Genomic DNA, 24,626 nt, shown 5'->3' on the forward strand with positions numbered 1-24,626 from the left:
GAACGCATCCCCGGGAGCATAGTGAACTATGTGACCGGGGTAAGTGAAGGCAGCTAACGCAACCGCAGCCTGAACGCCGAAGATTAATGGCAGTTTTTAAAGGTTCCTTAGCGGACGAAACCACAACTCATCCGCAACAAGTGAACCCCGGCACGTACAACTTCTGTGCGTGGTAGTTTCTACGGCGAAATAAGCATATAAATGCTTAAGGGATCACGATGCAGAACGGCGCAATGAAAGCCTGGCTGGACTCTTCTTACCTCTCTGGTTCGAACCAGAGCTGGATAGAACAGCTCTATGAAGACTTCTTAACCGATCCTGACTCTGTTGACGCCAACTGGCGTTCTATGTTCCAGCAGTTACCTGGCACCGGAGTCAAACCGGATCAATTTCATTCCAAAACGCGTGATTATTTCCGCCGCCTGGCGAAGGATGCCTCGCGTTACACTTCTTCGATTTCCGACCCTGACACCAATGTGAAGCAGGTTAAAGTCCTGCAGCTCATCAACGCATACCGCTTCCGTGGTCACCAGCATGCGAATCTCGATCCGCTGGGACTGTGGCAGCAAGAGAGAGTGGCGGATCTCGATCCGGCTTACCACGATCTGACCGAGGCCGATTTCCAGGAGATCTATAACGTAGGTTCTTTTGCCATCGGTAAAGACACGATGAAGCTGGGCGATCTGATCTCTGCCCTGAAGCAAACCTATTGCGGCTCCATCGGCGCGGAATATATGCACATTACTTCTACCGAAGAAAAACGCTGGATCCAGCAGCGTATCGAGTCGGTAGCAGGCAAAGCGAGCTTTAGCGCCGAAGAGAAAAAACGCTTCCTGAGCGAGCTGACCGCGGCGGAAGGCCTCGAACGCTACCTCGGGGCGAAATTCCCGGGCGCGAAACGCTTCTCGCTGGAAGGCGGCGATGCGCTGATCCCGATGCTCAAAGAGATTATCCGCCACGCGGGTAAGAGCGGCACCCGCGAAGTGGTGCTGGGCATGGCGCACCGCGGTCGTCTGAACGTACTGGTCAACGTGCTGGGTAAAAAACCGCAGGACCTGTTCGACGAATTTGCCGGTAAACATAAAGAACACCTCGGTACCGGTGACGTGAAGTACCACATGGGCTTCTCGTCCGACATGGAAACCGAAGGCGGCCTGGTGCACCTGGCGCTGGCGTTTAACCCGTCGCACCTGGAAATCGTCAGCCCGGTGGTTATCGGCTCCGTACGCGCTCGCCTCGATCGTCTCGACGAACCGAGCAGCAACAAAGTTCTGCCGATCACCATTCACGGCGACGCCGCGGTCACCGGCCAGGGCGTGGTTCAGGAAACCCTGAACATGTCCAAAGCGCGCGGTTACGAAGTGGGCGGTACCGTACGCATCGTGATTAACAACCAGGTGGGATTCACCACGTCTAACCCGCTGGATGCGCGTTCTACCCCGTACTGCACCGACATCGGTAAGATGGTGCAGTCGCCGATTTTCCACGTCAACGCCGATGACCCGGAAGCGGTCGCTTTCGTGACCCGCCTGGCGCTGGATTTCCGTAATACCTTCAAACGCGATGTCTTCATTGACCTGGTGTGCTACCGCCGTCACGGCCATAACGAAGCCGACGAGCCGAGCGCAACCCAGCCGCTGATGTATCAGAAAATCAAAAAGCATCCGACCCCGCGCAAAATCTACGCTGACAAGCTGGAAGCCGATAAGGTCGCGACGCTGGAAGACGCTACCGAGCAGGTTAACCTCTACCGCGACGCGCTGGATGCCGGCGAATGCGTGGTGCAGGAGTGGCGTCCGATGAACATGCACTCCTTTACCTGGTCCCCGTACCTCAACCACGAGTGGGATGAGAGCTATCCGGACAAAGTTGAACCTAAGCGTCTGCAGGAGCTGGCGAAACGCATCAGTACGGTGCCGGAAGCCGTTGAGATGCAGTCGCGCGTCGCGAAAATCTATGGCGATCGTCAGGCAATGGCCGCCGGTGAGAAGCTGTTCGACTGGGGCGGCGCGGAAAACCTCGCCTACGCCACGCTGGTCGATGAAGGTATTTCGGTGCGTCTGTCCGGCGAAGACTCCGGGCGCGGGACCTTCTTCCACCGCCACGCGGTGATCCATAACCAGAAAAATGGTTCAACCTATACGCCGCTGCAGCACGTCCACAACGGTCAGGGCCATTTTAAAGTCTGGGACTCCGTGCTGTCGGAAGAAGCGGTCCTGGCGTTTGAATACGGCTATGCCACCGCAGAGCCGCGTACTCTGACCATCTGGGAAGCGCAGTTCGGCGACTTCGCCAACGGCGCGCAGGTGGTTATCGACCAGTTCATCAGCTCCGGCGAGCAGAAGTGGGGCCGTATGTGCGGTCTGGTGATGCTACTGCCGCACGGCTACGAAGGCCAGGGGCCGGAGCACTCCTCCGCGCGTCTGGAACGCTATCTGCAGCTCTGCGCCGAGCAGAACATGCAGGTTTGCGTACCGTCCACGCCGGCGCAGGTTTACCATATGCTGCGTCGTCAGGCGCTGCGCGGTATGCGTCGCCCGCTGATCGTGATGTCGCCGAAATCGCTGCTGCGTCACCCGCTGGCGGTATCGAGTATGGACGAACTGGCTAACGGCACCTTCCAGCCGGCAATCGGTGAAATCGACGATCTCGACCCGAAAGCCGTGAAGCGTGTTGTGCTGTGCTCTGGTAAGGTTTATTACGACCTGCTGGAACAGCGCCGCAAGAAAGAGCAAAAAGATGTCGCTATCGTTCGCATAGAGCAGCTCTACCCGTTCCCGCACCAGGCGGTACAGGAAGCGCTGAAACCGTATGCGCACGTGCATGATTTTGTCTGGTGTCAGGAAGAACCGCTCAACCAGGGCGCGTGGTACTGCAGCCAGCATCACTTCCGTGAAGTGATTCCGTTTGGGGCCTCTCTGCGTTATGCAGGCCGCCCGGCCTCCGCCTCTCCGGCGGTAGGATACCTGTCCGTTCACCAGAAACAGCAACAAGATCTGGTCAATGACGCGCTGAACGTCGATTAATTAAAGGATACATAATGAGTAGCGTAGATATTCTGGTTCCCGACCTGCCTGAGTCCGTAGCTGACGCAACGGTTGCCACCTGGCATAAAAAACCGGGCGATGCGGTTGTTCGTGACGAAGTGCTGGTAGAAATCGAAACTGACAAAGTGGTACTGGAAGTACCGGCTTCAGCGGATGGCATTCTGGACGCGGTGATTGAAGACGAAGGCGCTACCGTGCTCTCTCGTCAGATCCTGGGCCGCCTGCGTGAAGGCAACAGCGCGGGCAAAGAGTCCGGTGCGAAAGCCGATGCCAAAGAGTCGACGCCGGCCCAGCGCCAGCAGGCTTCTCTGGAAGAACAAAACAACGATGCGCTGAGCCCGGCGATTCGCCGTCTGCTGGCGGAACACAGCCTCGACGCGGCGGCCATTAAAGGCACCGGCGTTGGCGGCCGCCTGACCCGTGAAGACGTGGAGAAGCATCTGGCGAGCGCGCCGGCTAAAGCTGAAGCGCCGGCGGCTGCTCCCGCTGCTGCTGCTGCTCCGGCGGCGCAGCTGGGCAACCGCTCGGAAAAACGCGTGCCGATGACCCGTCTGCGCAAACGCGTTGCCGAGCGTCTGCTGGAAGCGAAAAACTCCACTGCCATGCTGACGACCTTCAACGAAGTCAACATGAAGCCGATTATGGATCTGCGTAAGCAGTACGGTGACGCGTTTGAAAAACGTCACGGTATCCGCCTGGGCTTCATGTCCTTCTACGTGAAGGCGGTCGTGGAAGCGCTGAAACGCTATCCGGAAGTGAACGCCTCTATCGATGGCGACGACGTGGTGTACCACAACTATTTCGACGTCAGCATGGCGGTCTCCACGCCTCGCGGCCTGGTCACCCCGGTTCTGCGCGACGTCGATCTGCTGGGCATGGCGGATATCGAGAAGAAAATTAAAGAGCTGGCAGTAAAAGGCCGCGACGGCAAGCTGACCGTAGACGACCTGACCGGCGGTAACTTCACCATTACCAACGGCGGCGTATTCGGTTCTCTGATGTCCACGCCGATCATCAACCCGCCGCAGAGCGCGATTCTGGGTATGCATGCCATTAAAGATCGTCCGATGGCGGTGAATGGTAAGGTGGAAATTCTGCCGATGATGTACCTGGCGCTCTCCTACGACCATCGTCTGATCGACGGACGTGAGTCGGTTGGCTACCTGGTTGCGATTAAAGAGCTGCTGGAAGACCCGACTCGTCTGCTGCTGGACGTGTAGTCAGCAAGAGTATGACCTACCGTAGGCCGGGTAAAGCGCGCGAGCGCCGTTATCAGGCCTACAGGTTTATAATTATTCCCTGAAGGATGGACTGAACACATGAACTTACATGAATATCAGGCAAAACAACTCTTTGCCCGCTATGGCTTACCGGCGCCGGTGGGTTATGCCTGTACTACTCCGCGTGAAGCAGAAGAAGCCGCTTCAAAAATCGGCGCGGGTCCGTGGGTAGTGAAATGTCAGGTTCACGCTGGTGGCCGCGGCAAAGCGGGCGGTGTGAAAGTAGTAAAGAGCAAAGAAGACATTCGCGCATTTGCTGAACACTGGCTGGGCAAACGCCTCGTCACCTATCAAACAGATGCGAACGGCCAGCCGGTTAACCAGATTCTGGTTGAAGCGGCGACCGATATTGATAAAGAGCTGTACCTGGGCGCGGTTGTTGACCGTAGCTCCCGTCGCGTGGTCTTTATGGCCTCTACCGAAGGCGGCGTGGAAATCGAAAAAGTGGCGGAAGAGACCCCGCACCTGATCCACAAAATCGCCATCGATCCGCTGGCGGGTCCGATGCCTTACCAGGGCCGCGAACTGGCGTTCAAACTGGGTCTGGAAGGTAAACAGGTTCAGCAGTTCACCAAAATCTTTATGGGCCTGGCGACCATTTTCCTTGAGCGCGATCTGGCGCTGATCGAAATCAACCCGCTGGTGATCACTAAGCAGGGCGACCTGATTTGTCTCGACGGTAAACTGGGCGCTGACGGCAACGCGCTGTTCCGCCAGCCGGACCTGCGCGAAATGCGCGACCAGTCGCAGGAAGACCCGCGCGAGGCTCAGGCGGCGCAGTGGGAGCTGAACTATGTCGCGCTGGACGGCAACATCGGCTGCATGGTGAACGGCGCGGGCCTGGCCATGGGCACCATGGACATCGTTAAGCTGCACGGCGGCGAACCGGCTAACTTCCTCGACGTTGGCGGCGGCGCAACCAAAGAGCGCGTCACCGAAGCGTTTAAAATCATCCTCTCTGACGACAACGTAAAAGCGGTTCTGGTTAACATCTTCGGCGGTATCGTACGCTGCGACCTGATTGCCGACGGCATCATCGGCGCGGTAGCCGAAGTGGGCGTTAACGTCCCGGTAGTGGTTCGTCTGGAAGGTAACAACGCCGAACTGGGCGCGAAGAAACTGGCTGACAGCGGCCTGAATATTATTGCAGCGAAAAGTCTGACGGATGCAGCTCAGCAGGTTGTTGCCGCAGTGGAGGGGAAATAATGTCCGTTTTAATTAATAAAGATACCAAGGTTATCTGCCAGGGCTTCACCGGTAGCCAGGGTACATTCCACTCTGAACAAGCCATCGCTTACGGTACGCAAATGGTTGGCGGCGTAACGCCGGGCAAAGGCGGCACCACCCATCTGGGCCTGCCGGTGTTCAACACCGTGCGCGAAGCGGTAGAAGCGACCGGCGCAACCGCATCCGTTATCTACGTTCCGGCGCCGTTCTGCAAAGACTCCATCCTGGAAGCTATCGATGCAGGCATTAAACTGATTATCACTATCACCGAAGGCATCCCGACGCTGGATATGCTGACCGTGAAGGTGAAGCTGGATGAAGCGGGCGTGCGCATGATCGGGCCGAACTGCCCGGGCGTGATCACCCCAGGCGAATGCAAAATCGGCATCATGCCGGGCCACATTCACCAGCCGGGTAAAGTGGGCATCGTTTCCCGTTCCGGTACCCTGACCTATGAAGCGGTTAAGCAGACCACTGATTACGGCTTCGGCCAGTCCACCTGCGTGGGCATCGGCGGCGACCCGATCCCGGGCTCTAACTTCATCGATATCCTGAAGCTGTTCCAGGAAGATCCGCAGACCGAAGCGATCGTCATGATCGGTGAGATCGGCGGTAGCGCGGAAGAAGAAGCGGCCGCTTACATCAAAGATCACGTGACCAAACCGGTTGTCGGCTACATCGCCGGCGTGACCGCGCCGAAAGGCAAACGTATGGGTCACGCGGGCGCCATCATTGCCGGTGGTAAAGGGACGGCGGATGAGAAATTCGCCGCGCTGGAAGCCGCTGGCGTGAAGACCGTTCGCAGCCTGGCCGATATCGGCGAAGCGCTGAAAACCGTAATTAAGTAATAAGTAAAAAAACAGCCCTGACGTTCTGCATGGTTAAGGGCTGGTCCAATTTCGACATGGTTGGCCATCTGATGATGGCCTTTTTTTTGCCTGCCGCTGCGCCATCAGGCGTTACGCCGTTTTCGCCCGCGATTTCATGCCGTTTAATCATATTCATCTGCGCAAATGAGATTATTTTTTGCGTCCGGCATCATCCTTTTTATCCGCACTATTTTGCATATTAAGTGCTTGCAAAAGGCGGTGGGGAATAATGTGGTGCGAAAGAAAAGGCATGAACAATGGGAGGGCTTTAGCTCGCTGGCAGCGCTTTTTTCGCGGGCTACCGGGCTGGAGACCACGGTGATTGAGGCGAATGACAATCGACTACCTGCTGGCTATGGTGGGTTAAATTTCTTTGCCTTACCGCTGATTCAGGACAATACATTATCCGGTTATATTATTTGCGACCATCATAACGCGACCGACAACCAGCATCGGGCGGCGGCGATAAGATTACTGCATTTTATCGTTAATAATATGTCTGCGATTGCAGAAAACAGGCAAGTGGACGAGAAACCGTTGCGGCATAAGAGAGAGTTTTATTATTCGCAAAAATCGTCGCATGAAATAAAACTGCTGTCGGCATTACGCTATATTGATGAAAATTTATATGGTGAGCTGTCTTTAGAGACCGTCGCCGCTCACGTTTGTTTAAGCGCAAATTATTTTAGTCGTTTTTTTAAAAAACGCCAGGGGGTGAATTTTAAAGTCTGGGTTAATCAGCGCAAAATGCAGCGTGCCGGAGAACTGCTTGGCGATCCGTCATATTCGGTAGACAGCGTAGCGCGTAAGCTTCAGTTTGCGCAAACCAGCTACTTTTGTCGGGTGTTTCGCGCCGCTCATCGCACCAGCCCGCAGTCGTTCCGCGATCGGCATCTCGCAGCCGCTTCACGGTAAGTCGATTAGCCGCCGTTTTATCGTTAATACAGATTTTTCCTGGAGCGCTCATAATGTGTGGCCGATCGCGGAAAAATTTTCATTTATGCTCACCAGCGGGCAATTAAATTTCATCTTCTCATCGACTGACTTCGCAAATAAACAAGTTAATGTGAAAAAATATTGACAACTTATTGCCGTTATTTGCATGGCAATCACATTGTTTAAATTGTGTTTATTGTAGTGCCTGGGTATTATTGGTTATTATTTGATCAATAACAGTGTGCATTAATCATGGAATAGATCAATGACATCTGAAGGTAAAATAAAATATAACACCCGGGGCTAATCTGATGTCCTTGCGCGCTTTTTTTATCTATTAAACAATTTTTTGCACGCCGTAAATGGAAGACGTTATGAGAGGAAAAATCCCCAAAACTGAATTACTGGTGACCTTTGAGGTTGTGGCTCGCCACGAAAGTTATACTCGAGCAGCGGAAGAGTTGGCTTTAACACAAAGCGCCGTGTTCCGACAGGTCACGGCGCTGGAGGATTTCCTCCATACGTCATTATTTAATCATGCTAAAAAAAGGATTTTTTTAAATGCGGCTGGCAAGCATTATTTGACTATCGTTAAGGAAACGCTTAACAAACTGGAACGTGATACCAACTCCATTATGACATGGCAACCGACGGTGCAGGTACTTGAGCTGGCCGTCAATCCTACCTTTAGCACCCACTGGCTGATCCCCAACCTGCGCGAGTTTAATAAATTACATCCGGGCATTATCGTTAATATTCATTCGCTGGCTAATATTGGCGATTTTCTTAGCCGCGAGTACGATGCCGCCATTATGCGCGAGGACTTTTGCTCGCCGTGGGCGGAGGTTGAGTATCTGTTCGAAGAGGAAATTCTGCCGGTGTGCGGCTGCGGGCTGCTGTCCGAACCCGGGCAGAAGCTGGCGGTCGAGGAACTGCTGGGCGAGTTTCCGCTGCTGCATCAAAGCACGCGAATTCACGGCTGGCAGGAGTGGTTTGCGCTGTCGAATATCACCAGCCCGCAGATCAACATCGGTCCGCGTTTTGACCTGCTCTCAATGCTGATTGCGGCGGTGCGTTCGAACCTGGGGGTGGCGCTGCTGCCGCGTTTTGCCATTCAGCATGACCTGGATAGCGGTGAGATGGTGATCCCCTGCGATGTGCCGATTCGCACCGGCAACCGCTTCATTATGACGTGGCAGGAGGATAAAGCGGAATCCCGACATTTACAGGTATTCCGCGAGTGGCTGCTGCAAAAATCGGTGGTCTCGGCAGCCTGACGGCGCGTTGTCAGCGCCGCAGACGGCGGTGCCGGGCGCAAAGCGGCATCATCTCCCGGAGGCGATGCTGCGCATCTATCCGGGCTACCGGCCCGCAGACGGCGGTGAACCCGTAGCCCGGGCAAGGCGCGTCGAGCGCCGCCCCCGGGAGCATAGCGCAGAGTGGCTGAATTTCCCGGAGGCGATGCTGCGCATCTGTCCGGGCTACCGGCCCGCAGACGGCGGTGAACCCGTAGCCCGGGCAAGGCGCGTCGAGCGCCGCCCCCGGGAGCATAGCGCAGAGTGGCATCATTTCCCGGAGGCGATGCTGCGCATCTGTCCTGGCTACCGGCCCGCAGACGGCGGTGAACCCGTAGCCCGGGCAAGGCGCATCAAGCGCCGCCCCCGGGAGCATAGCGCAGAGTGGCATCATTTCCCGGAGGCGATGCTGCGCATCTGTCCTGGCTACCGGCCCGCAGACGGCGGTGAACCCGTAGCCCGGGCAAGGCGCATCAAGCGCCGCCCCCGGGAGCATAGCGCAGAGTGGCATCATTTCCCGGAGGCGATGCTGCGCATCTGTCCTGGCTACCGGCCCGCAGACGGCGGTGAACCCGTAGCCCGGGCAAGGCGCGTCGAGCGCCGCCCCCGGGAGCATAGCGCAGAGTGGCTGAGTTTCCCGGAGGCGATGCTGCGCATCTGTCCGGGCTACCGGCCCGCAGAACGCTGTGAACTCGTAGCCCGGCTAAGCGCAGCGCGAGCCGGGTAAAACTACCAGTCGATTCCCACCTGCGCCTGAATACCGCTGTCAAAGGCGTGCTTCACCGGACGCAGCTCACTAACCGTATCGGCAAGCTCCAGCAGCCGGGCGTGGCAGCCGCGGCCGGTGACAATCACGTTCTGCCGTGGCGGACGATTCTCTATCGCCGCGATCACTTCCTGAGTATCCAGATAGTGATACGCCAGCATATAGGTGAGTTCATCCAGCACCACCAGATCGTAGCTCGGGTCGGCCAGCATGCGCTTGCTCTCCTGCCATACGGCCGACGCCGCCTCGATATCTGCCTCCCGGTTTTGCGTTTCCCAGGTAAAGCCGGTGCCCATAATGTGAAACTCAACGCCCAGAGGATGCAGCGTGTTGTACTCTCCATTATCCCACTGACCTTTAATGAACTGGGCAACACCGACGCGCTTACCGTGGCCGACGGCGCGCGTTGCCGTACCGAAGGCGGCGGTGGATTTACCTTTGCCGTTGCCGGTGAAGACGATCAGAATGCCTTTTTGCTCCGTTGCCGCCGCCACGCGGGTAGCAACCTGCGTTTTCAGCTTCTGCTGGCGCTGACGATGGCGGTCGGGATTGCCTCGCGCGTGCATAAATGCTCCTTAGTGTCCTGCCGGACAGGTGGCGCAGCGGTGCTGCTGCTCGAACTGGCTAAAGAAGTTGTTGCCTTTGTCGTCAACCAGCACAAACGCGGGCAGATTTTCGACTTCCATCATCCATACCGCTTCCATGCCCAGCTCCGGATACTCCAGGCAGCGCAAACTTTTCACATACTGCTGCGCCAGCAGGGCCGCCGCGCCGCCGATGCTGCCGAGATTAAAGCCGCCGTGTTTATGGCAGGCCTCGGTCACCTGCTGGCTGCGGTTGCCTTTGGAAAGCATGATCAGACTGCCGCCCGCCGCCTGGAAAGCGTCAACATACCCATCCATGCGTCCGCCGGTGGTGGGGCCCAGCGAGCCGCAGGCCAGATTATTCGGCGTTTTCGCCGGGCCGGCGTAGTAGACAATATGCTTGCGCATATACTCCGGCATCGGTTCGCCGTTATCCAGACGCGCTTTGATTTGGGCATGGGCGATGTCGCGGGCGACGACAATCGGACCGCTCAGCGACAGCCGGGTGCCCACGGGCAGGGCTGACAGGTCGTGGAGGATGTCGCGCAGCGGCCGGTTCAGATCGAGCTGGACGGTCTGCGCCCCGTTTTCTATGCGCTGAGAATCAGGGATAAACTTGCCCGGGTTATGTTCCAGCTTCTCCAGCCAGATGCCGTGTTTGTTTATTTTGGCTTTGATGTTTCGGTCGGCGGAGCTGGAAAGCGCCATTGCGATAGGGCAGGAGCCGCCGTGCCGCGGCAGGCGAATCACGCGAATGTCGTGGGCGAAGTATTTGCCGCCAAACTGTGCGCCGATGCCGAACTCGCGGCTGGCTTTGAGCAGCGCCGCTTCCAGCGACGTATCGCGAAACGCCTGGCCCAGTTCGTTTCCGCTGGTGGGCAGATTGTCGTAATATTTTGTCGAAGCCAGCTTCGCCACCTTCAACGCCTGGTCCGCCGACAGGCCCCCCACCACAAAGGCGATGTGGTACGGCGGGCAGGCGGCGGTGCCCAGCGCCTTCATTTTTTCAATCAGGAAGGCGGTGAGTTTTTCCGGCTGCAGAATAGATTTTGTTTCCTGAAATAGTGCGGCTTTGTTCGCCGAACCGCCGCCTTTATTGACGAAGAGGAAGCGGTATTCACTGCCCGGCACCGCGCTGATATCAATCTGCGCGGGCAGGTTGGTCTCGGTGTTGACCTCGGTATACATATCAAGGGGGGCATTTTGCGAATAGCGTAAATTGTTTTCCTGAAAGGTGGTGTAGATGCCCTGACTCAGAGCTTCCGCGTCGTTGCCTCCGGTCCAGACGTTCTGGCCTTTGCTCGCGACGATGGTGGCGGTCCCGGTATCCTGGCAGTTTGGCAGCACGCCTTTTGCCGAGACTTCGGCGTTGCGCAGCAGCTGTAGCGCAACGTATTTATCGTTGCCGCTGGCCTGCGGGTCGTGCAGGATGCTGGCGATCTGCTTTAAGTGCCCGGCGCGCAGGAAAAACGACGCCTCATAAAATGCCTGCTGAGCCAGCAATGTTAACGCTTCCGGCGCAACCTTGATGACCTCTTCTCCATCTAACTCTGTCACCTTAACATGTTGATTCGTTAGCAGTTCATATTCGGTATTATCGTTGCTCTGAACAAAAAGTTCCTGCCAGACAAAGGGTTTCGACATTTTACTTCTCACTATTTCGCTAAAAAGAGATTGGCCCGCGTCGCATTCGCGACGTACTCGATGGTCTGCTGGGCGCGGACGCTGTTGCCGGCTGCATCCAGCGGAGGGGAGTAGACGGCGATAGCGTATTGCCCGGGAACGACGGCGACCATTCCGCCGCCAACGCCGGATTTTGCCGGGATACCGACGGTGTACAGCCATTTGCCGCTGCCGTCGTACAGCCCGGCGATCGCCATTTCCGCCAGCACCTGCGGGACGTAGCTGGCGGTGAGCAGCTGCTTGCCGTTGAACGGTGATTTGCCATTGTTGGCGAGTACGGCCCCCATTTTGGCGAGCTGCTCAACGGTGATATCCACCGAACACTGACGGGTGTAGATTTCGACGGCTTCCTGAGGGTCGCCATAGAAGCTGCGGTATGAATTCATCAGCATCGCCAGCGCCTGGTTATGCTGATTGGTCTCCATTTCGGATTGAAATACTGGCTCGTTAACGCTCAGGGAGCTGTCGGCCCAGGCGTTGAGGTTGTTGAGAATGTTGTTCCAGCGGTCGGTTTTGTCTTTCGCCGCAATCAGGCTCACGGTGCTCATGGCGCCGGCGTTGACTAACGGGTTCTCCGGCGCGCCTTGCGTGAGCTCCACGGCTAAGCCGGAATTGAAGGGCAGGCCGGTCGCGTTCGCGCCGAGTTTATCCAGCACCTCCTGCGGCCCGCGCTGCTCCATCGCCAGCGCCAGGGTGAAAACTTTACTTAATGATTCCATCGGAAAGGCTTTTGTCACGTCGCCGGTCTGGTAAATTTTGCCTTCGACCGTCGCGAGCGTAATGGCGAAATTATTCGGGCTATAGCTCGCCAGGGCAGGGATATAGTCGGCGACTTTACCGTCGTGATTACTCTTATATTTCTGATGTGCCTGCTCGATGATGCTGGCGTAGTCCGGCGCGCTTTGCGCCTGCGCGGCGGCGCTAAACAGTAAGCTGGCGGTTAAGATGCAGGTGCCAAGAAATTTCACGTTCATGGTGTGTCCCGTTGGGATGATTGGAGGGAACCGGGCCGGACGTATCCGGCCTGGGGCTCATAGCCATTTTGCTGTCAGGACATCGCCACTTCGGACGTTTCGCTGGCAGGGCGCTCCTGCTCCGGTTTTTTGACCGGGGCGGTGCCGCGGCAGCCTTCTCCGTAATGCTCGCCTTCCCAACGGCCAACGATGGCGGCGCCCATGGCGTTACTCATCACGTTGGTGGCGGAGCGACCCATATCGAGGAACGGGTCGACGCCCATCAGCAGGATCAGGCCCGCTTCCGGAATGTTGAACTGGTTCAGCGTCGCGGCGATAACCACCATTGAGGCGCGCGGCACGCCCGCCATCCCTTTGGAGGTCAGCATCAGGATCAGCAGCATGGTGATCTGCTCGCCCATGCTGAGGTGGACGTTACAGGCCTGGGCGATAAACACCGTGGCGAACGAGCAGTAGGCCATGGAGCCGACCAGGTTAAAGGAGTAACCGATGGGCAGGACGAAGCTGGCGATTTTGGAAGAGACGCCGAATTTTTCCAGCTTATCGAGGGTTCCTGGGAAGGCGGCTTCTGAGCTGGATGTGGTGAAGGCCAGCAGCGCGGGCTCGAAGATCGCTTTGGTCAGACGGCTGATACATGGGCCGACAATCACCGTCGACAGGCCAATCAGGATTGCCCACAGCATGCCCAGCGTCAGGTAGAACTCACCCATAAAGATCCCGGCGCTGACCATCACGCCAAGACCGCGCTCGGCAATCAGCCCGGAGATGGCGGCGAAAACGGTCAGCGGCGCGAACAGCATGACGTACCCTGTGAGCTTCAGCATCACGTGGACCAGCGAATCGAGCACCTTCACAATGGGCTCGGCTTTTTCGCCGATCGCCGCCAGGCTGCAGCCGAGGAAAATAGAGAACACCACGATTTGCAGAATTTCGTTGCGCGCCATCGCATCAACGATGCTGGTGGGTACCGCGTGCGAGATAAACACTTTCAGGGTGAAGGGCTCGGACTGAACGGCGGCCACGGCTCCGGCATCGTGGGGGACAAAGTTGATGCCCGCGCCTGGCTGGAACAGATTGACGATCACCAGACCCAGCGCAATCGACAGCAGCGAGGCGCAAATAAACAGGAAAAAGGTTTTAGAGAATATGCGCCCGAGCGTTTTCGCATCGCCCATTTTGGCGATGCCGACCACCAGCGTTGATATTACCAGCGGGGCGATAATCATTTTTACCAGGCGTAAAAATATAGTGGTAAAAATGGAGATATCCTGCGCATAGGATTTTGCTGTATCTGCTGATGCCATATTATTAATGATCACCCCGGCAATCATGCCGAGTATCAGGCCTAATATGATCATTTTGGTTAAACTTATTTTTTTCATATTTACTCCATCGGAACAGGGTTAGTCGTGAAGTGGTGTAGGGCGGCGTACGCCTGCGCCAGGCAGCAGCGCAGACGTACGCCTGTGGTGACTAACCGCATAAATTGTCTGGAATACAGTGATACAGCGAAATCCTGTATACCAATGGATGTTGTTGTATTTTTATATCCGTCGTCTTTCAATCTGCATTTTTGTTGGCTGCCTTTGCTCACCCCTGTCACGTACGGATGTAAGCTCCTGGGGATGAATGAGGGACATCCATGTCCCTCACCGAAGGCAGCCTCCGGCTGTTCAAATTCGTTCCTGACGAATTTGTCTCTCAGTTGCCGCCTCAATGCAACTCGAAATCCATTGGATATAGAATTAGAAATCGAACTCAATACTTAATAGCGGCGCATGCTGCTGAGCACCATAAACATCATTGTCCCCGACGTTGCCGGAAATAATATCCCGCGGCATGACGATTTTTACCGCGTTGGCCGGATCGAACCAGATAATGCGATGAATAAAATCAGGCTTTACGTTATATAAGCCGGCAATAAGCTGCGGGGTTAATTGCTCAGAACGTTTGACCCGCTGATAATCTTCCCGGGTTTTAAATAAAATATCTAAAACCAGTTCATACGGTCCGGCGTTTTTGGAGCGGATCACCTGCGCCAGTGAGCATAGGGATTGTTTCATGCCTGAACTCCTTCTGGCGTCACCTGTTCGATATGGAAGTCAAAGCGCAGCGCGTCGCTGGCTTCGATCAGGTGATAGATTGAGAACTCATACACCGGACCGCTCTGAATATCGGAAGGCGAGAACGGGAAGGCGAGGTTGCCCGCGGTGGCAATGCGGTTTTCATAGCCGTAGTGCAGCAGGGTAGAGCGCACCAGCGAACAGACGCTGTTGGCGATATCCTGGGTTGGCGCAACGACATCAAGCAGGATGCCCAGTTCGTGCCCGGCGGTTTTCATCGGTTCGTGATTGCCCATCACGCCGTTCTTTCCATACAGATGGAAGGTCATGCGGATGCTGTCATCGTTCAGGGAGAGGTTGCGTGCGACGCTGGTCTGTACCTCTTCAAGAATATTATCGATTCCGGCAATCATGATCGGATCGCGCGTTCCGGCAATGGTCAGGCAGCGGAAACCGACCCGCCGCGCGCCTTCCAGCTTCAGCGCGTACGGCGTCGCTTCATGACGAGAACCGCTGACGTAAACCTCGCCTTCGTTGACGGCTTTGAAGGTGCATCCTTTCAGGTTCAGCACGCCGCCCGGACCGGGCAGGAAATACGGATCGGACTTCTCGTACAGCGTATGCGCCGCCGCAGAGGTTTCGGTAAACTTACGCTTTGGATTAAACGCTTTCAGCGTAAAGCCGCTGTCGTCGATAATCCCCATGGCGCAGTCGGAACCGGAGCCCGGCGTGGCGGCAATGGCCGCGCATTCGAGGATCTTGCCGCAGTGCAGGGCGAGCCCCTCGTCAAAGCCCTGCATAATCGGCAGCGCCGCGAAGCAGGCCGGATCGTATGCCCGGCCGCCAAGCACCACCTGGGCGCCGGCGGCCAGCGCCCGCTGAAAGGGTTCGATCCCCATCTGGGCGACGATATAGGTACTCTCTTCAATGGCCTCGTGGGTCAGTTCAGGCACAAAGTCCAGGGCGGTGATTTTGCCGTTATCCAGCGCCTGATGAACGATGGCTTTATCGACATCAGACGGGATCAGCGCCATGGAGAACGACAGTTTTTCTTCCTGCGCAATCTCATGGATAATCTGCCGACACCACTCCAGATGCGGCGCGGCGCCGGATCCTCCAGCGGTGCCGATTACCACCGGTATGTTGTTCTTCACGCCGGCGACGATCATATAGCGCAGATCGCGTTTCACCCCGGCCCGGTCGGTAAAAGGTTTGCCTGCCCCCAGATAGTGGGGGCCGGGATCGGATGAACCGGCGTCAACGGCAATCAGATCCGGCGATGCCTCCATAGCTTTACGAAAGCTCTCTTCCGGGAAGCCATAGCCGAGGATTGCCGTCGGCGATAAGATCTTAAAGGTACGAGCCATCTCTTAATCCTTAGTCTGCAACAGCGCGATGGTGCGGTTCATTTCGTTAAACACGATATTAAGACCTTCGTCGAAGCCCATGCCCGGCTTGATCAGCATGCGCATCGGACGCGCGGCCAGCGCGACGTGAACGCAGGTGCGGGCGCTGATCTCGGTTTCGTTACAGGTACCGCCCTGATAGGCTTCCATCGCGTGTTTGTTGCAGTACAGCACCGCGTCCACGATGTTATGAATGCCGCCGAGATCCGGGGTTTTGATCTGCACCATGTGGCAGCTGCCGGCATCGGTAAAGTCAACGATGTCCTGATAGGTGTTACACCACTCGTCGGCGACAATTTTTACGCCGGAACCGAGGCGGGTCAGCTCTTTGGTGATGGCCGTGAGCATACGGATCTGGTCCGGTTTATTACCCGCATCCACCGGGCCTTCTATGTAGAGCGGCAGGCCCTGCGCCTCTTGCTCCAGGCTGGCGATATAGTCGGCGCAGCGAACCGGATCCATATTGAAAATCAGGCCGATGGTGCCGTACACGTCGATATGCAGCGTGGGGCGATAGCGGGGGCTGGTGCGCAGGCTTAAGATGCGGTCGGATAGCCAGCGGACATACTCACGCAGTTTTTCCCCTTTGAGACCCAGCTTCTCTTCGACGTTGTTAATGAGCGCATGCGGCAGGACGTCAACGCCTTTGAGGATCATTTTGTCCACGGCGATGTAGCGGTCGTCGCCGCTCTGACCAAATAACGGAATCGCTTCCGGTATGCAGGGCAGCTGCCATTCGTCGCAAACCACCTCCGCCTTCAGGCGGCCGCTGGCCAGCGCGGTGGCGTCGAGCAGCGCCTGGGAAAGACCGTAGCGGACGGCGGTATGCAGCAGATGACCGTCGATGCGCAGCTTGTCGAAGAAGCGGGCGTTCGGCAGGAAGGTATCGACATCGCGGCCCTCCAGCAGCGGTTTGATATGATCGTTGAGGAACGGGATAAAGTTCTCCGCCAGGAACAGCGGGTCGCGGCCGCCCGCGCCGGAGTACTGTACGGCGGCACAGTCACCGACCGCCACCGCGCCGTTTTCCAGAATCAGCTGGACGGATACGCATTCACCCGCCTGGCGTACCGAGGTGAAGCCTGGCGTTACCGGAGCACCGGTATAAATGAACCCATCATGACCCGCGCCGTTTTTAATCGCCTGCTGATCGTCAAAATAGAATGAAGAGTAGCCAGCGGTGAAAAGGGCCTGTTTAATTTTCATTATGGTCTTCCTATTAATTTACTGTGGGATACCGCGTTGATGTCATCAACAACCATCTGGAATGAGGGTTTGCGTCCTTCAAAATGCGTACGTTCAGCGACGTAATCGTGGTGCAGGGCGAGGATGTCCTTCGGCAGCGGAACCGCGCCGGCTTCAAGCACGCGAATGGCGCCGGCATTGTCGCGAACCGGCAAAATTTTGCCCGCGTTGCAGGATGCGGGGGCAAAAGGCACGTCCAGGACGCCCGCTTCAAAGGCCAGCACCGTACCGCGGGCGATGTCGCCGTTGCCCAGCTCGAACACTTTCTTCAGCACCGCGCGAACCTCGCTTTTTATCAGCTCCACTTCCTGCTCAACCGCGGCGCAGGGCGGGAACTTCTGATCGCTGACCATATTGAGCATCTGGCGGGATGCCCTCAGCCCCTGCGCGTTGGCCGCCGCGGTGGGAATACCGAACGCTTCATGCGGGCTCTTGGTGATCACTTTGGTGGCGCCGGACATCCCGGCTACCGCCGCGCCCCAGGAGATAATGGCAAAGGCTTTTGATTCATCTTCCGGAAAGCCGCCCATCCACTGGTGGAAGACGGTACTCAGCTCGTAATCGTCGAATCCATAATTGCCAAAGTATTCGTGGGAGAGTTCGCGAAGAGATTTAATCGCCGCGATGTCCTGGGTGAGGCTGCCGACCTGGCCGTAGCCGACGGTGATTGACTTGACGCCCTGTTCCAGCGCCAGCAGACCTTCGATAATGGCCACCGCGTGGGACATAAACGGTGGGATCAGGGTGCCGGTCAGCGGGCCGAACGGTTCGCGGTTAATACGAATGCCGTGTTCTTCATACAGGCCCATCAGGCGGTCGCAGTACTGCCAGTCGCGAATCGACTTCTCCAGGGTGACGCGCTTGGCGTAGGGAATGTTGTAGGAGATACCGCCGCCTTCGTAGCTGGTAAAGCCGCTGGCCATGGAGATTTCCGCCAGCAGGCGCGCGTCTGGCGTACCGTGACGTACCTGGACCGGTTTTTCCAGCGCTTCGGTCATCCGGCGGCAGGCGGCGACGCCGTGGTTAACCACCGGCAAACCATTCAGTTTGGAGGTTCCCGCCTCGATGGATTTCTGTATGCCGACCGCCGCTTCTTCGTAACGGTTGAGGCGGGTATAGGCATCGATGGTGCTGGGCAGCAGATCGCACTCTTCCTGCAGGGTTTTGAGCAGCGCAATATGTTCATCCATCAGCGCCACGCCCGCGCGCGGCTGGCTCAGGGTTTTACCCTCCTGGTCGGCCTTAAGCAGAGCGTGAGAAAAGCGTTTTTTCTCAGGAATGGTTTGCTGGTACTTCACGCCATCTTCGAAGTGCTCAACGTCCTTGCCGGTATGCCAGGTCTGCAATACCTGATGCCGCTCGGTCATGAATTCGTCGTGGGTTAATTTTTTATTTCGAAGTTCCATTCGTAGCTGCCTTCATTTATAGGGTTAAACAGTGAATGCTGGTGCGAGCGGCGAGCTCGGGGTAGAGCCTGGCAACGTTTGCCAGCAGCGGAAGCAGGCCTTTTGCATCGCGGTAATAATCAAACCGGGTTGGCAGGAGAATGCGTCTGCCGTCGTCATCCAGTTCGCGGTATTTCAGCCAGCGGTGGATGTCGAAGCCGCTGGCGCGGGAGAGCCATCCACCGGAACCGACGACTTTACGCACGGGGGTCAGATCGCGGCCCATCTGTAAATCGACGTTGCCCACGCAGGTGCAGACCTGCTTTTTGGTGCCCGCGTGGCGTTCGCTGGCGTAGCCGACGCACAGCCCGGCCAGCACGGTGTCGAAATATTTTTCTTCCTCGTTGAGCGGCAGATAATCCGGCTGAGCGACCAGATGTCGCAGGTAGCGGTAAAAGGCCTCCTGACGCTGCGGCTGATGGGCAAACACCACGTTCACCAGCTCCTGAGTACTTTCACCGACCACGACAGCTGAAACGCGCATGCCGAGATCGCCTTCTACCGTACGTTTAACAAACGGTTCCGGAACCCCGTGCAGAACGGTATCCGGAGAGAGCGTGTTGGCGCTGGCGGAGTAGACGTCGGTGGTGGCGCCGCCCATATCGATCAGCATGAACTCTTTCCACGCGCTGTCGTAATGGCTGATGGTTTTTACCAGCTCGTAGACGGTCCACGGCGTTGGCATCGGCTCTTCGCCGGTTTCCGCGACAATCACGTCCAGCCCTTTACCTTTGACGATTCGGGATAAGAAGACATCGCAAATCGCCTTGCGGGCAGCGTAGGGATTAGGGTGATCGAGATCGGGCAGAATGTTGTCTACCGTGGTCAAATCTTTGTGGCCAAGGATGGCCTGAACCTCGTCCTGAATATCCCGGTTTCCGGCATAGATAATGGCGCAGTCGAGCGTTGACTCCGCCAGCGCATGGGCGTTGGCCAGGCCGTAGCTCTCCTCGCCGCCGTCGGTTCCGCCGGTAAATAGCAGGATATCCGGCGGCGTGGCTTCCAGCGCCTGGATATCGTGGCGGTTGAGTTTGTAGGCGTAGTATTGGGCGATTTTGGCCCCCGCCGAGTGGGCGGTGACTTTTGCTGATTCCAGGGTGATGGACGGCACCAGACCCATCGCGGCAACGGCAAGACCGCCTTTTGCCGATGAAGAGTATTTCAGCGTGACGTCACCGCGGTGCAGCAACGGGCGCGCATCGGCAACGTTAAGCACCCGGTTCAGGCTGGCAAAAAAGCCTTCCGCCAGGTGATGGGTAGTGGTCGGGGTCAGAACGTGATTTACCAGCGTCAGCTCATCCCCCTCCTGTGCGAAGAGGGCCGCTTTGGTCCACGTCGAGCCGATATCGACAGAGACGGTTTGCATCAGATAGCCTCTTCCAGACACTGCTGTTCAACGCCGTGGCGCTGGTTGATATCGTTCGCCATCAGCCTGCAGACGTCTTCCAGATCGTGGCTTGGGGCAAAGACGCGATTGAAGCCCATCTCTTTGAATTTGGCCTCGACGTCGGCAAAATCATGCTTACCGACCACCAGGTTACCGCCAACGTAAAGAAGAATATCGCCGATACCGCGTTCGATGCAGCGTTCGCGCAGTCCCAGGCAGTCGATATCGCCGTGGCCGTAAATAGACGACACAACGATGGCGTCCGCGCCGGTTTCGATAGCGGCATCGATATATTCATCCTGACTGACCATCACCCCCAGATTGATTACGCGAAAATCATGGGCAGTAAAAACGCGGTCCAGGACTTTGTTGCCTACTGCATGGCAGTCAGCACCAATGACGCCAATAACAAGTGTTGATTTCTTCATGGGTAATCCTCTGTAAGGCTGATGGTATAAAAATAAAAACGACTTTCTAATATTTGCAGCGTTGATGATGGCCGCCTGTTAATAGGGCTGGAGTGTCTGTGGTTCGAAGGGGGGAAGCAATTGATCTATTTTCAGAATATCTTTCAAAAAAGTCTTGTTTTTGATTTTTCTTTAAAAAATCCTTTTTTATCATATAGTTGTTGATTTTTTATTGTCTGGGGGGTATTTCTGTTTAGATCTTTTTAATAAATAGATTGCGATGTTTGTGAGCAAGGTCTTATTTTATATTTTGCCTTTGATAATAAGCGGTAAATACAATTCTTTAAATTTTTCTGTGAACATAGTAACGGAATTTATGTGCGGTTTTTTATATGCGTCACGGCAAATTTGTTAGGGAAGGTGCGAATAAGCAGGTCATTTCTTCCCAAGCTGACTCGCTGATTAAAATTTCGCGGATCTGGGCCGATTTTTTTCCCGCAAACACATCGAATCAGCCTATTTAGGCTATTTTTTCCACCATTTCTGGCGTTATTTCCGGTTTTTACTGAGATCTCTCCCACTGACGTATCATTTGGTCCACCCGAAACAGGTTGGCCAGGGTGAATAACATCGCCAGTTGGTTATCGTTTTTCAGCAGCCCCTTGTATCTGGCTTTCACGAAGCCGAACTGCCGCTTGATGATGCGAAACGGGTGCTCCACCTTGGCACGGATGCTGGCTTTCATGTATTCGATGTTGATGGCCGTTTTGTTCTTGCGCGGATGCTGCTTCAAGGTTTTTACCCTGCCGGGACGCCCGGCGATCAGCCAGTCCACATCCACCTCGGCCAGCTCCTCGCGCTGTGGCGCTCCTTGGTAGCCGGCATCGGCTGAGACAAATTGCTCCTCTCCATGAAGCAGATTACCCAGCTGATTGAGGTCATGCTCGTTGGCCGCGGTGGTGACCAGGCTGTGGGTCAGGCCACTCTTGGCATCGACACCAATGTGGGCCTTCATGCCAAAGTGCCACTGATTGCCTTTCTTGGTCTGATGCATCTCCGGATCGCGTTGCTGCTCTTTGTTCTTGGTCGAGCTGGGTGCCTCAATGATGGTGGCATCGACCAAGGTGCCTTGAGTCATCATGACGCCTGCTTCGGCCAGCCAGCGATTGATGGTCTTGAACAATTGGCGGGCCAGTTGATGCTGCTCCAGCAGGTGGCGGAAATTCATGATGGTGGTGCGGTCCGGCAGGGCGCTATCCAGGGATAATCGGGCAAACAGGCGCATGGAGGCGATTTCGTACAGGGCATCTTCCATGGCACCGTCGCTCAGGTTGTACCAATGCTGCATGCAGTGAATACGCAGCATGGTCTCCAGCGGATAGGGCCGTCGGCCATTGCCCGCCTTGGGATAAAACGGCTCGATGACAGCGGTCATATTCTGCCATGGCAGAATCTGCTCCATGCGGGAGAGGAAAATCTCTTTTCGGGTCTGACGGCGCTTAGTGCTGAATTCACTATCGGCGAAGGTGAGTTGATGGCTCATGATGTCCCTCTGGGATGCGCTCCGGATGAATATGATGATCTCATATCAGGAACTTGTTCGCACCTTCCTTAGATTAAAGATATAAAATGATGATTTGTTTATTTAATATTTCATTTTTGTTGAATGGCGGAGTGGGGCAGGAGAGCTGCTTTCCGGGGTGGATAAAAGCGTAGGGGGAAAGTCTGCTGCATAAAGAGCAGGGTGCGTTGCGTCACAAAACGACAAGAAAGAGAATGTACGCCGCATTTACTTGATAATGAGATAGTTACGCATCTGTGTTAATTGAAAGTAAACGCAATGATAAATGTAATAAGCAAAAAATTTAGGGCATTAACTTGATAAAAAAAATCTGTGAGCTACACGACATTGTCAGCTGATGCCCGGATTAATGCGCCCAGCGCTCATCCCATTAAATTCCCCTCCGCGGCGAAATAAATGGACTATCATTTTCAGTAACCGTTGATACTCTTGAAAAACATATTGTTAACCTAGTGTTTACCTGTACGGTACACGGTATACATAATTAACATTTAAAATGAAAATTGATTTAAATCAATGTTTAAAACTTGGAAAAGGTCGCGAAATGGAGTTAAATTGTCGCGGATCAAATTGACCGAAATCTGGTATTTTCGCTATAAATTGATCGCTGTCGAAAACTGCAAATTTATCACAATAAAAACCTATTTATTGTAAGGGTTTTGCAGCGTAATATAATCACGGGATCAATTTGGGTGTTTTGTTAACATGTTTGTAACTTCTCATTACTATCGTTTTCTTGCATGAGAAAACGGGCGTGACGAGAAGAAGCAAATAAATTTGTATTGGGGCATGCGTGTGACCCTTTCTAACGGGGTTCACTCTCGGAGTCTTCATGCGATGAGCAAGGAGTCATGATGTTAGATATAGTCGAACTGTCGCGCTTACAGTTTGCCTTGACCGCGATGTACCACTTCCTGTTTGTGCCGCTGACGCTAGGTATGGCGTTCCTGCTGGCCATCATGGAAACGGTCTACGTCCTTTCCGGCAAACAGATTTATAAAGATATGACCAAGTTCTGGGGCAAGTTGTTTGGTATCAACTTCGCGCTGGGTGTGGCAACCGGTCTGACCATGGAGTTCCAGTTCGGGACTAACTGGTCTTACTACTCTCACTATGTGGGCGATATCTTCGGTGCGCCGCTGGCCATTGAAGGTTTGATGGCCTTCTTCCTCGAATCTACCTTTGTCGGTCTGTTCTTCTTCGGTTGGGATCGTCTGGGCAAAGTTCAGCACATGGCCGTGACCTGGCTGGTGGCGCTGGGCTCCAACCTGTCGGCGCTGTGGATCCTCGTCGCTAACGGCTGGATGCAGAACCCGATTGCGTCGGACTTCAACTTTGAAACCATGCGTATGGAGATGGTCAGCTTCTCTGAGCTGGTCCTGAACCCGGTTGCTCAGGTTAAGTTCGTTCATACCGTGGCGTCAGGCTACGTGACCGGCGCGATGTTCATTCTTGCCATCAGCTCCTGGTATATGCTCAAAGGCCGCGACTTCGCTTTTGCCAAGCGCTCCTTCGCTATCGCAGCCAGCTTCGGTATGGCGGCGATTCTCTCCGTTATCGTTCTCGGTGATGAATCCGGCTACGAAATGGGCGACGTGCAGAAAACCAAACTGGCGGCTATCGAAGCTGAATGGGAAACTCAGCCTGCTCCGGCGGCCTTTACCCTGTTTGGTATTCCCGATCAGAAGGCGCAGGAGAACCGCTTCGCGATTCAAATTCCTTACGCGCTGGGCATCATTGCGACTCGCTCCGTGGATAAACAGGTTACCGGCCTGAAAGACCTCATGGTTCAGCACGAAGAGCGTATCCGTAACGGGATGAAAGCTTACGCGCTGCTGGAACAGCTGCGTGCCGGTTCAACCGACCAGGCCGTGCGCGATCGCTTTAACGACGTGAAGAAAGATCTGGGCTACGGTCTGCTGCTGAAACGCTATACCGACAACGTCTCTGACGCGACGGAAGAGCAGATTGCTCTGGCGACCAAGGACTCTATTCCTGCCGTGGCGCCGCTCTACTTCGCCTTCCGTATTATGGTAGCGTGCGGCGTGCTGATGCTGTTGATTATCGGCGCCTCCTTCTGGAGCGTGATTCGCAACCGCATCGGTGAGAAAAAATGGCTGCTGCGCGCCGCGTTCTATGGCCTGCCGCTGCCGTGGATTGCCGTTGAATCGGGCTGGTTTGTCGCCGAATATGGCCGTCAGCCGTGGGCTATTGGTGAGGTGCTGCCGACGGCCGTCGCGAACTCGTCGCTGACCGCGGGCGACCTGATCTTCTCTATGGTGCTGATTTGTGGCCTGTACACGCTGTTCCTGGTGGCTGAACTGTTCCTCATGTTCAAGTTTGCCCGTAAAGGACCAAGCAGCCTGAAAACCGGTCGCTACCACTTTGAACAGTCCTCTGCGGCTATTCAGTCGGCACGCTAAGACAGGA

20 protein-coding genes and 1 pseudogene are annotated in these 24,626 nt (G+C 55.6%); 7 read left to right on the plus strand and 14 right to left on the minus strand.

Annotated features, from left to right (window positions below; genetic code table 11):
* Positions 1–218: 218 nt before the first annotated feature.
* The 4 genes from sucA (at position 219) to sucD (ending at position 6,402) form a co-directional block, all read left to right on the plus strand.
* A complete protein-coding gene (sucA, locus tag BJF97_RS08945) occupies positions 219–3,026 on the plus strand; it encodes a 2-oxoglutarate dehydrogenase E1 component (protein ID WP_004130528.1) in 2,808 nt (935 codons plus the stop codon).
* 14 nt (positions 3,027–3,040) lie between these two features.
* The gene (odhB, locus tag BJF97_RS08950) at positions 3,041–4,267 is read left to right on the plus strand and encodes a 2-oxoglutarate dehydrogenase complex dihydrolipoyllysine-residue succinyltransferase (RefSeq protein WP_014228443.1); all 1,227 of its coding nucleotides are present in this window, start codon (positions 3,041–3,043) and stop codon (positions 4,265–4,267) included.
* Positions 4,268–4,366: 99 nt separating this feature from the next.
* Positions 4,367–5,533, plus strand: a complete 1,167-nt coding sequence (sucC, locus tag BJF97_RS08955) for an ADP-forming succinate--CoA ligase subunit beta (RefSeq protein WP_004848923.1) — start codon at positions 4,367–4,369, stop codon at positions 5,531–5,533.
* Complete coding sequence (gene sucD / locus BJF97_RS08960; RefSeq protein WP_004100288.1) at positions 5,533–6,402, plus strand: succinate--CoA ligase subunit alpha; 870 nt, start codon at positions 5,533–5,535, stop codon at positions 6,400–6,402. The genes sucC and sucD overlap by 1 nt, the downstream gene beginning before the upstream one ends.
* On the opposite strand, the gene BJF97_RS34675 is transcribed toward sucD, so the two are convergent.
* Complete coding sequence (locus BJF97_RS34675) at positions 6,395–6,553, minus strand: hypothetical protein (RefSeq protein ID WP_014228444.1); 159 nt, start codon at positions 6,551–6,553, stop codon at positions 6,395–6,397. The genes sucD and BJF97_RS34675 overlap by 8 nt on opposite strands.
* Positions 6,554–6,567: 14 nt before the next feature.
* Between BJF97_RS34675 and BJF97_RS08965 the strand changes: the two genes are divergently transcribed.
* Both BJF97_RS08965 and BJF97_RS08970 read left to right on the plus strand, forming a co-directional pair.
* Positions 6,568–7,338 (plus strand): helix-turn-helix transcriptional regulator, encoded by a 771-nt coding sequence (locus tag BJF97_RS08965; RefSeq protein WP_014228445.1) that lies wholly within the window; start codon positions 6,568–6,570, stop codon positions 7,336–7,338.
* Positions 7,339–7,733: 395 nt separating this feature from the next.
* Positions 7,734–8,636 (plus strand): LysR family transcriptional regulator, encoded by a 903-nt coding sequence (locus BJF97_RS08970; RefSeq protein WP_004848928.1) that lies wholly within the window; start codon positions 7,734–7,736, stop codon positions 8,634–8,636.
* Between the two features lie 10 nt (positions 8,637–8,646).
* On the opposite strand, the gene BJF97_RS34680 is transcribed toward BJF97_RS08970, so the two are convergent.
* The 13 genes and pseudogenes from BJF97_RS34680 to BJF97_RS09035 all read right to left on the minus strand — a co-directional run bounded on the left by BJF97_RS34680 (position 8,647) and on the right by BJF97_RS09035 (position 22,157).
* Complete coding sequence (locus BJF97_RS34680) at positions 8,647–9,168, minus strand: hypothetical protein (RefSeq protein WP_158657245.1); 522 nt, start codon at positions 9,166–9,168, stop codon at positions 8,647–8,649.
* A 215-nt stretch (positions 9,169–9,383) separates the two neighbouring features.
* Positions 9,384–9,986: a cob(I)yrinic acid a,c-diamide adenosyltransferase gene (gene cobO, locus BJF97_RS08980; RefSeq protein WP_014228448.1), complete on the minus strand. Its 603-nt coding sequence runs from the start codon at positions 9,984–9,986 to the stop codon at positions 9,384–9,386.
* Between the two features lie 9 nt (positions 9,987–9,995).
* The gene (locus BJF97_RS08985) at positions 9,996–11,648 is read right to left on the minus strand and encodes a class I fumarate hydratase (RefSeq protein ID WP_070082858.1); all 1,653 of its coding nucleotides are present in this window, start codon (positions 11,646–11,648) and stop codon (positions 9,996–9,998) included.
* Positions 11,649–11,659: 11 nt separating this feature from the next.
* Entirely contained in the window at positions 11,660–12,661 is a 1,002-nt protein-coding gene (gene glsA, locus BJF97_RS08990; protein ID WP_014228450.1) for a glutaminase A, read from the minus strand.
* Between the two features lie 103 nt (positions 12,662–12,764).
* Positions 12,765–14,043 (minus strand): annotated as a pseudogene (locus BJF97_RS08995) (dicarboxylate/amino acid:cation symporter); the annotation flags it as partial.
* Positions 14,044–14,406: 363 nt separating this feature from the next.
* Positions 14,407–14,724 (minus strand): DUF4387 domain-containing protein, encoded by a 318-nt coding sequence (locus BJF97_RS09000; RefSeq protein WP_004848939.1) that lies wholly within the window; start codon positions 14,722–14,724, stop codon positions 14,407–14,409.
* Positions 14,721–16,091, minus strand: coding sequence for an acyclic terpene utilization AtuA family protein (locus BJF97_RS09005; RefSeq protein ID WP_014228452.1), 1,371 nt, complete (start codon positions 16,089–16,091; stop codon positions 14,721–14,723). The genes BJF97_RS09000 and BJF97_RS09005 overlap by 4 nt, the downstream gene beginning before the upstream one ends.
* A 3-nt stretch (positions 16,092–16,094) precedes the next feature.
* Positions 16,095–17,336 (minus strand): methylaspartate ammonia-lyase, encoded by a 1,242-nt coding sequence (locus BJF97_RS09010; protein WP_014228453.1) that lies wholly within the window; start codon positions 17,334–17,336, stop codon positions 16,095–16,097.
* Positions 17,336–18,781, minus strand: coding sequence for a methylaspartate mutase subunit E (locus tag BJF97_RS09015; protein WP_032692894.1), 1,446 nt, complete (start codon positions 18,779–18,781; stop codon positions 17,336–17,338). Before BJF97_RS09015 ends, BJF97_RS09010 begins: the two co-directional genes overlap by 1 nt.
* A 16-nt stretch (positions 18,782–18,797) precedes the next feature.
* Entirely contained in the window at positions 18,798–20,186 is a 1,389-nt protein-coding gene (gene glmL / locus BJF97_RS09020) for a methylaspartate mutase accessory protein GlmL (protein WP_014228454.1), read from the minus strand.
* Positions 20,186–20,635, minus strand: a complete 450-nt coding sequence (gene glmS / locus BJF97_RS09025; protein ID WP_004848951.1) for a methylaspartate mutase subunit S — start codon at positions 20,633–20,635, stop codon at positions 20,186–20,188. Before glmS ends, glmL begins: the two co-directional genes overlap by 1 nt.
* A gap of 353 nt (positions 20,636–20,988) precedes the next feature.
* On the minus strand, positions 20,989–21,195 hold the full coding sequence (locus tag BJF97_RS35470) for a hypothetical protein (protein WP_311104205.1): 207 nt from the start codon (positions 21,193–21,195) through the stop codon (positions 20,989–20,991).
* Positions 21,177–22,157: an IS5-like element ISKpn26 family transposase gene (locus BJF97_RS09035; protein ID WP_070082752.1), complete on the minus strand. Its 981-nt coding sequence runs from the start codon at positions 22,155–22,157 to the stop codon at positions 21,177–21,179. The genes BJF97_RS35470 and BJF97_RS09035 overlap by 19 nt, the downstream gene beginning before the upstream one ends.
* An 893-nt stretch (positions 22,158–23,050) precedes the next feature.
* Here BJF97_RS09035 and cydA point away from each other — a divergent pair.
* The gene (gene cydA, locus BJF97_RS09040; RefSeq protein WP_004130574.1) at positions 23,051–24,619 is read left to right on the plus strand and encodes a cytochrome ubiquinol oxidase subunit I; all 1,569 of its coding nucleotides are present in this window, start codon (positions 23,051–23,053) and stop codon (positions 24,617–24,619) included.
* Positions 24,620–24,626: the final 7 nt, after the last annotated feature.

The sequence above is a fragment of the Klebsiella sp. LTGPAF-6F genome (genome assembly GCF_001753185.1).
In the GTDB taxonomy this organism is placed as follows: Bacteria; Pseudomonadota; Gammaproteobacteria; order Enterobacterales; family Enterobacteriaceae; genus Klebsiella; species Klebsiella michiganensis.

Excerpts from the sequence above, each read along its gene's own strand:
- sucA (WP_004130528.1), top strand. The coding sequence starts at position 219 with ATGCAGAACGGCGCAATGAAAGCCTGGCTGGACTCTTCTTACCTCTCT.
- odhB (WP_014228443.1), top strand. The coding sequence starts at position 3,041 with ATGAGTAGCGTAGATATTCTGGTTCCCGACCTGCCTGAGTCCGTAGCT.
- sucC (WP_004848923.1), top strand. The coding sequence starts at position 4,367 with ATGAACTTACATGAATATCAGGCAAAACAACTCTTTGCCCGCTATGGC.
- sucD (WP_004100288.1), top strand. The coding sequence starts at position 5,533 with ATGTCCGTTTTAATTAATAAAGATACCAAGGTTATCTGCCAGGGCTTC.
- BJF97_RS34675 (WP_014228444.1), bottom strand. The coding sequence starts at position 6,553 with ATGATTAAACGGCATGAAATCGCGGGCGAAAACGGCGTAACGCCTGAT.
- BJF97_RS08965 (WP_014228445.1), top strand. The coding sequence starts at position 6,568 with ATGAGATTATTTTTTGCGTCCGGCATCATCCTTTTTATCCGCACTATT.
- BJF97_RS08970 (WP_004848928.1), top strand. The coding sequence starts at position 7,734 with ATGAGAGGAAAAATCCCCAAAACTGAATTACTGGTGACCTTTGAGGTT.
- BJF97_RS34680 (WP_158657245.1), bottom strand. The coding sequence starts at position 9,168 with ATGATGCCACTCTGCGCTATGCTCCCGGGGGCGGCGCTTGATGCGCCT.
- cobO (WP_014228448.1), bottom strand. The coding sequence starts at position 9,986 with ATGCACGCGCGAGGCAATCCCGACCGCCATCGTCAGCGCCAGCAGAAG.
- BJF97_RS08985 (WP_070082858.1), bottom strand. The coding sequence starts at position 11,648 with ATGTCGAAACCCTTTGTCTGGCAGGAACTTTTTGTTCAGAGCAACGAT.
- glsA (WP_014228450.1), bottom strand. The coding sequence starts at position 12,661 with ATGAACGTGAAATTTCTTGGCACCTGCATCTTAACCGCCAGCTTACTG.
- BJF97_RS09000 (WP_004848939.1), bottom strand. The coding sequence starts at position 14,724 with ATGAAACAATCCCTATGCTCACTGGCGCAGGTGATCCGCTCCAAAAAC.
- BJF97_RS09005 (WP_014228452.1), bottom strand. The coding sequence starts at position 16,091 with ATGGCTCGTACCTTTAAGATCTTATCGCCGACGGCAATCCTCGGCTAT.
- BJF97_RS09010 (WP_014228453.1), bottom strand. The coding sequence starts at position 17,336 with ATGAAAATTAAACAGGCCCTTTTCACCGCTGGCTACTCTTCATTCTAT.
- BJF97_RS09015 (WP_032692894.1), bottom strand. The coding sequence starts at position 18,781 with ATGGAACTTCGAAATAAAAAATTAACCCACGACGAATTCATGACCGAG.
- glmL (WP_014228454.1), bottom strand. The coding sequence starts at position 20,186 with ATGCAAACCGTCTCTGTCGATATCGGCTCGACGTGGACCAAAGCGGCC.
- glmS (WP_004848951.1), bottom strand. The coding sequence starts at position 20,635 with ATGAAGAAATCAACACTTGTTATTGGCGTCATTGGTGCTGACTGCCAT.
- BJF97_RS09035 (WP_070082752.1), bottom strand. The coding sequence starts at position 22,157 with ATGAGCCATCAACTCACCTTCGCCGATAGTGAATTCAGCACTAAGCGC.
- cydA (WP_004130574.1), top strand. The coding sequence starts at position 23,051 with ATGTTAGATATAGTCGAACTGTCGCGCTTACAGTTTGCCTTGACCGCG.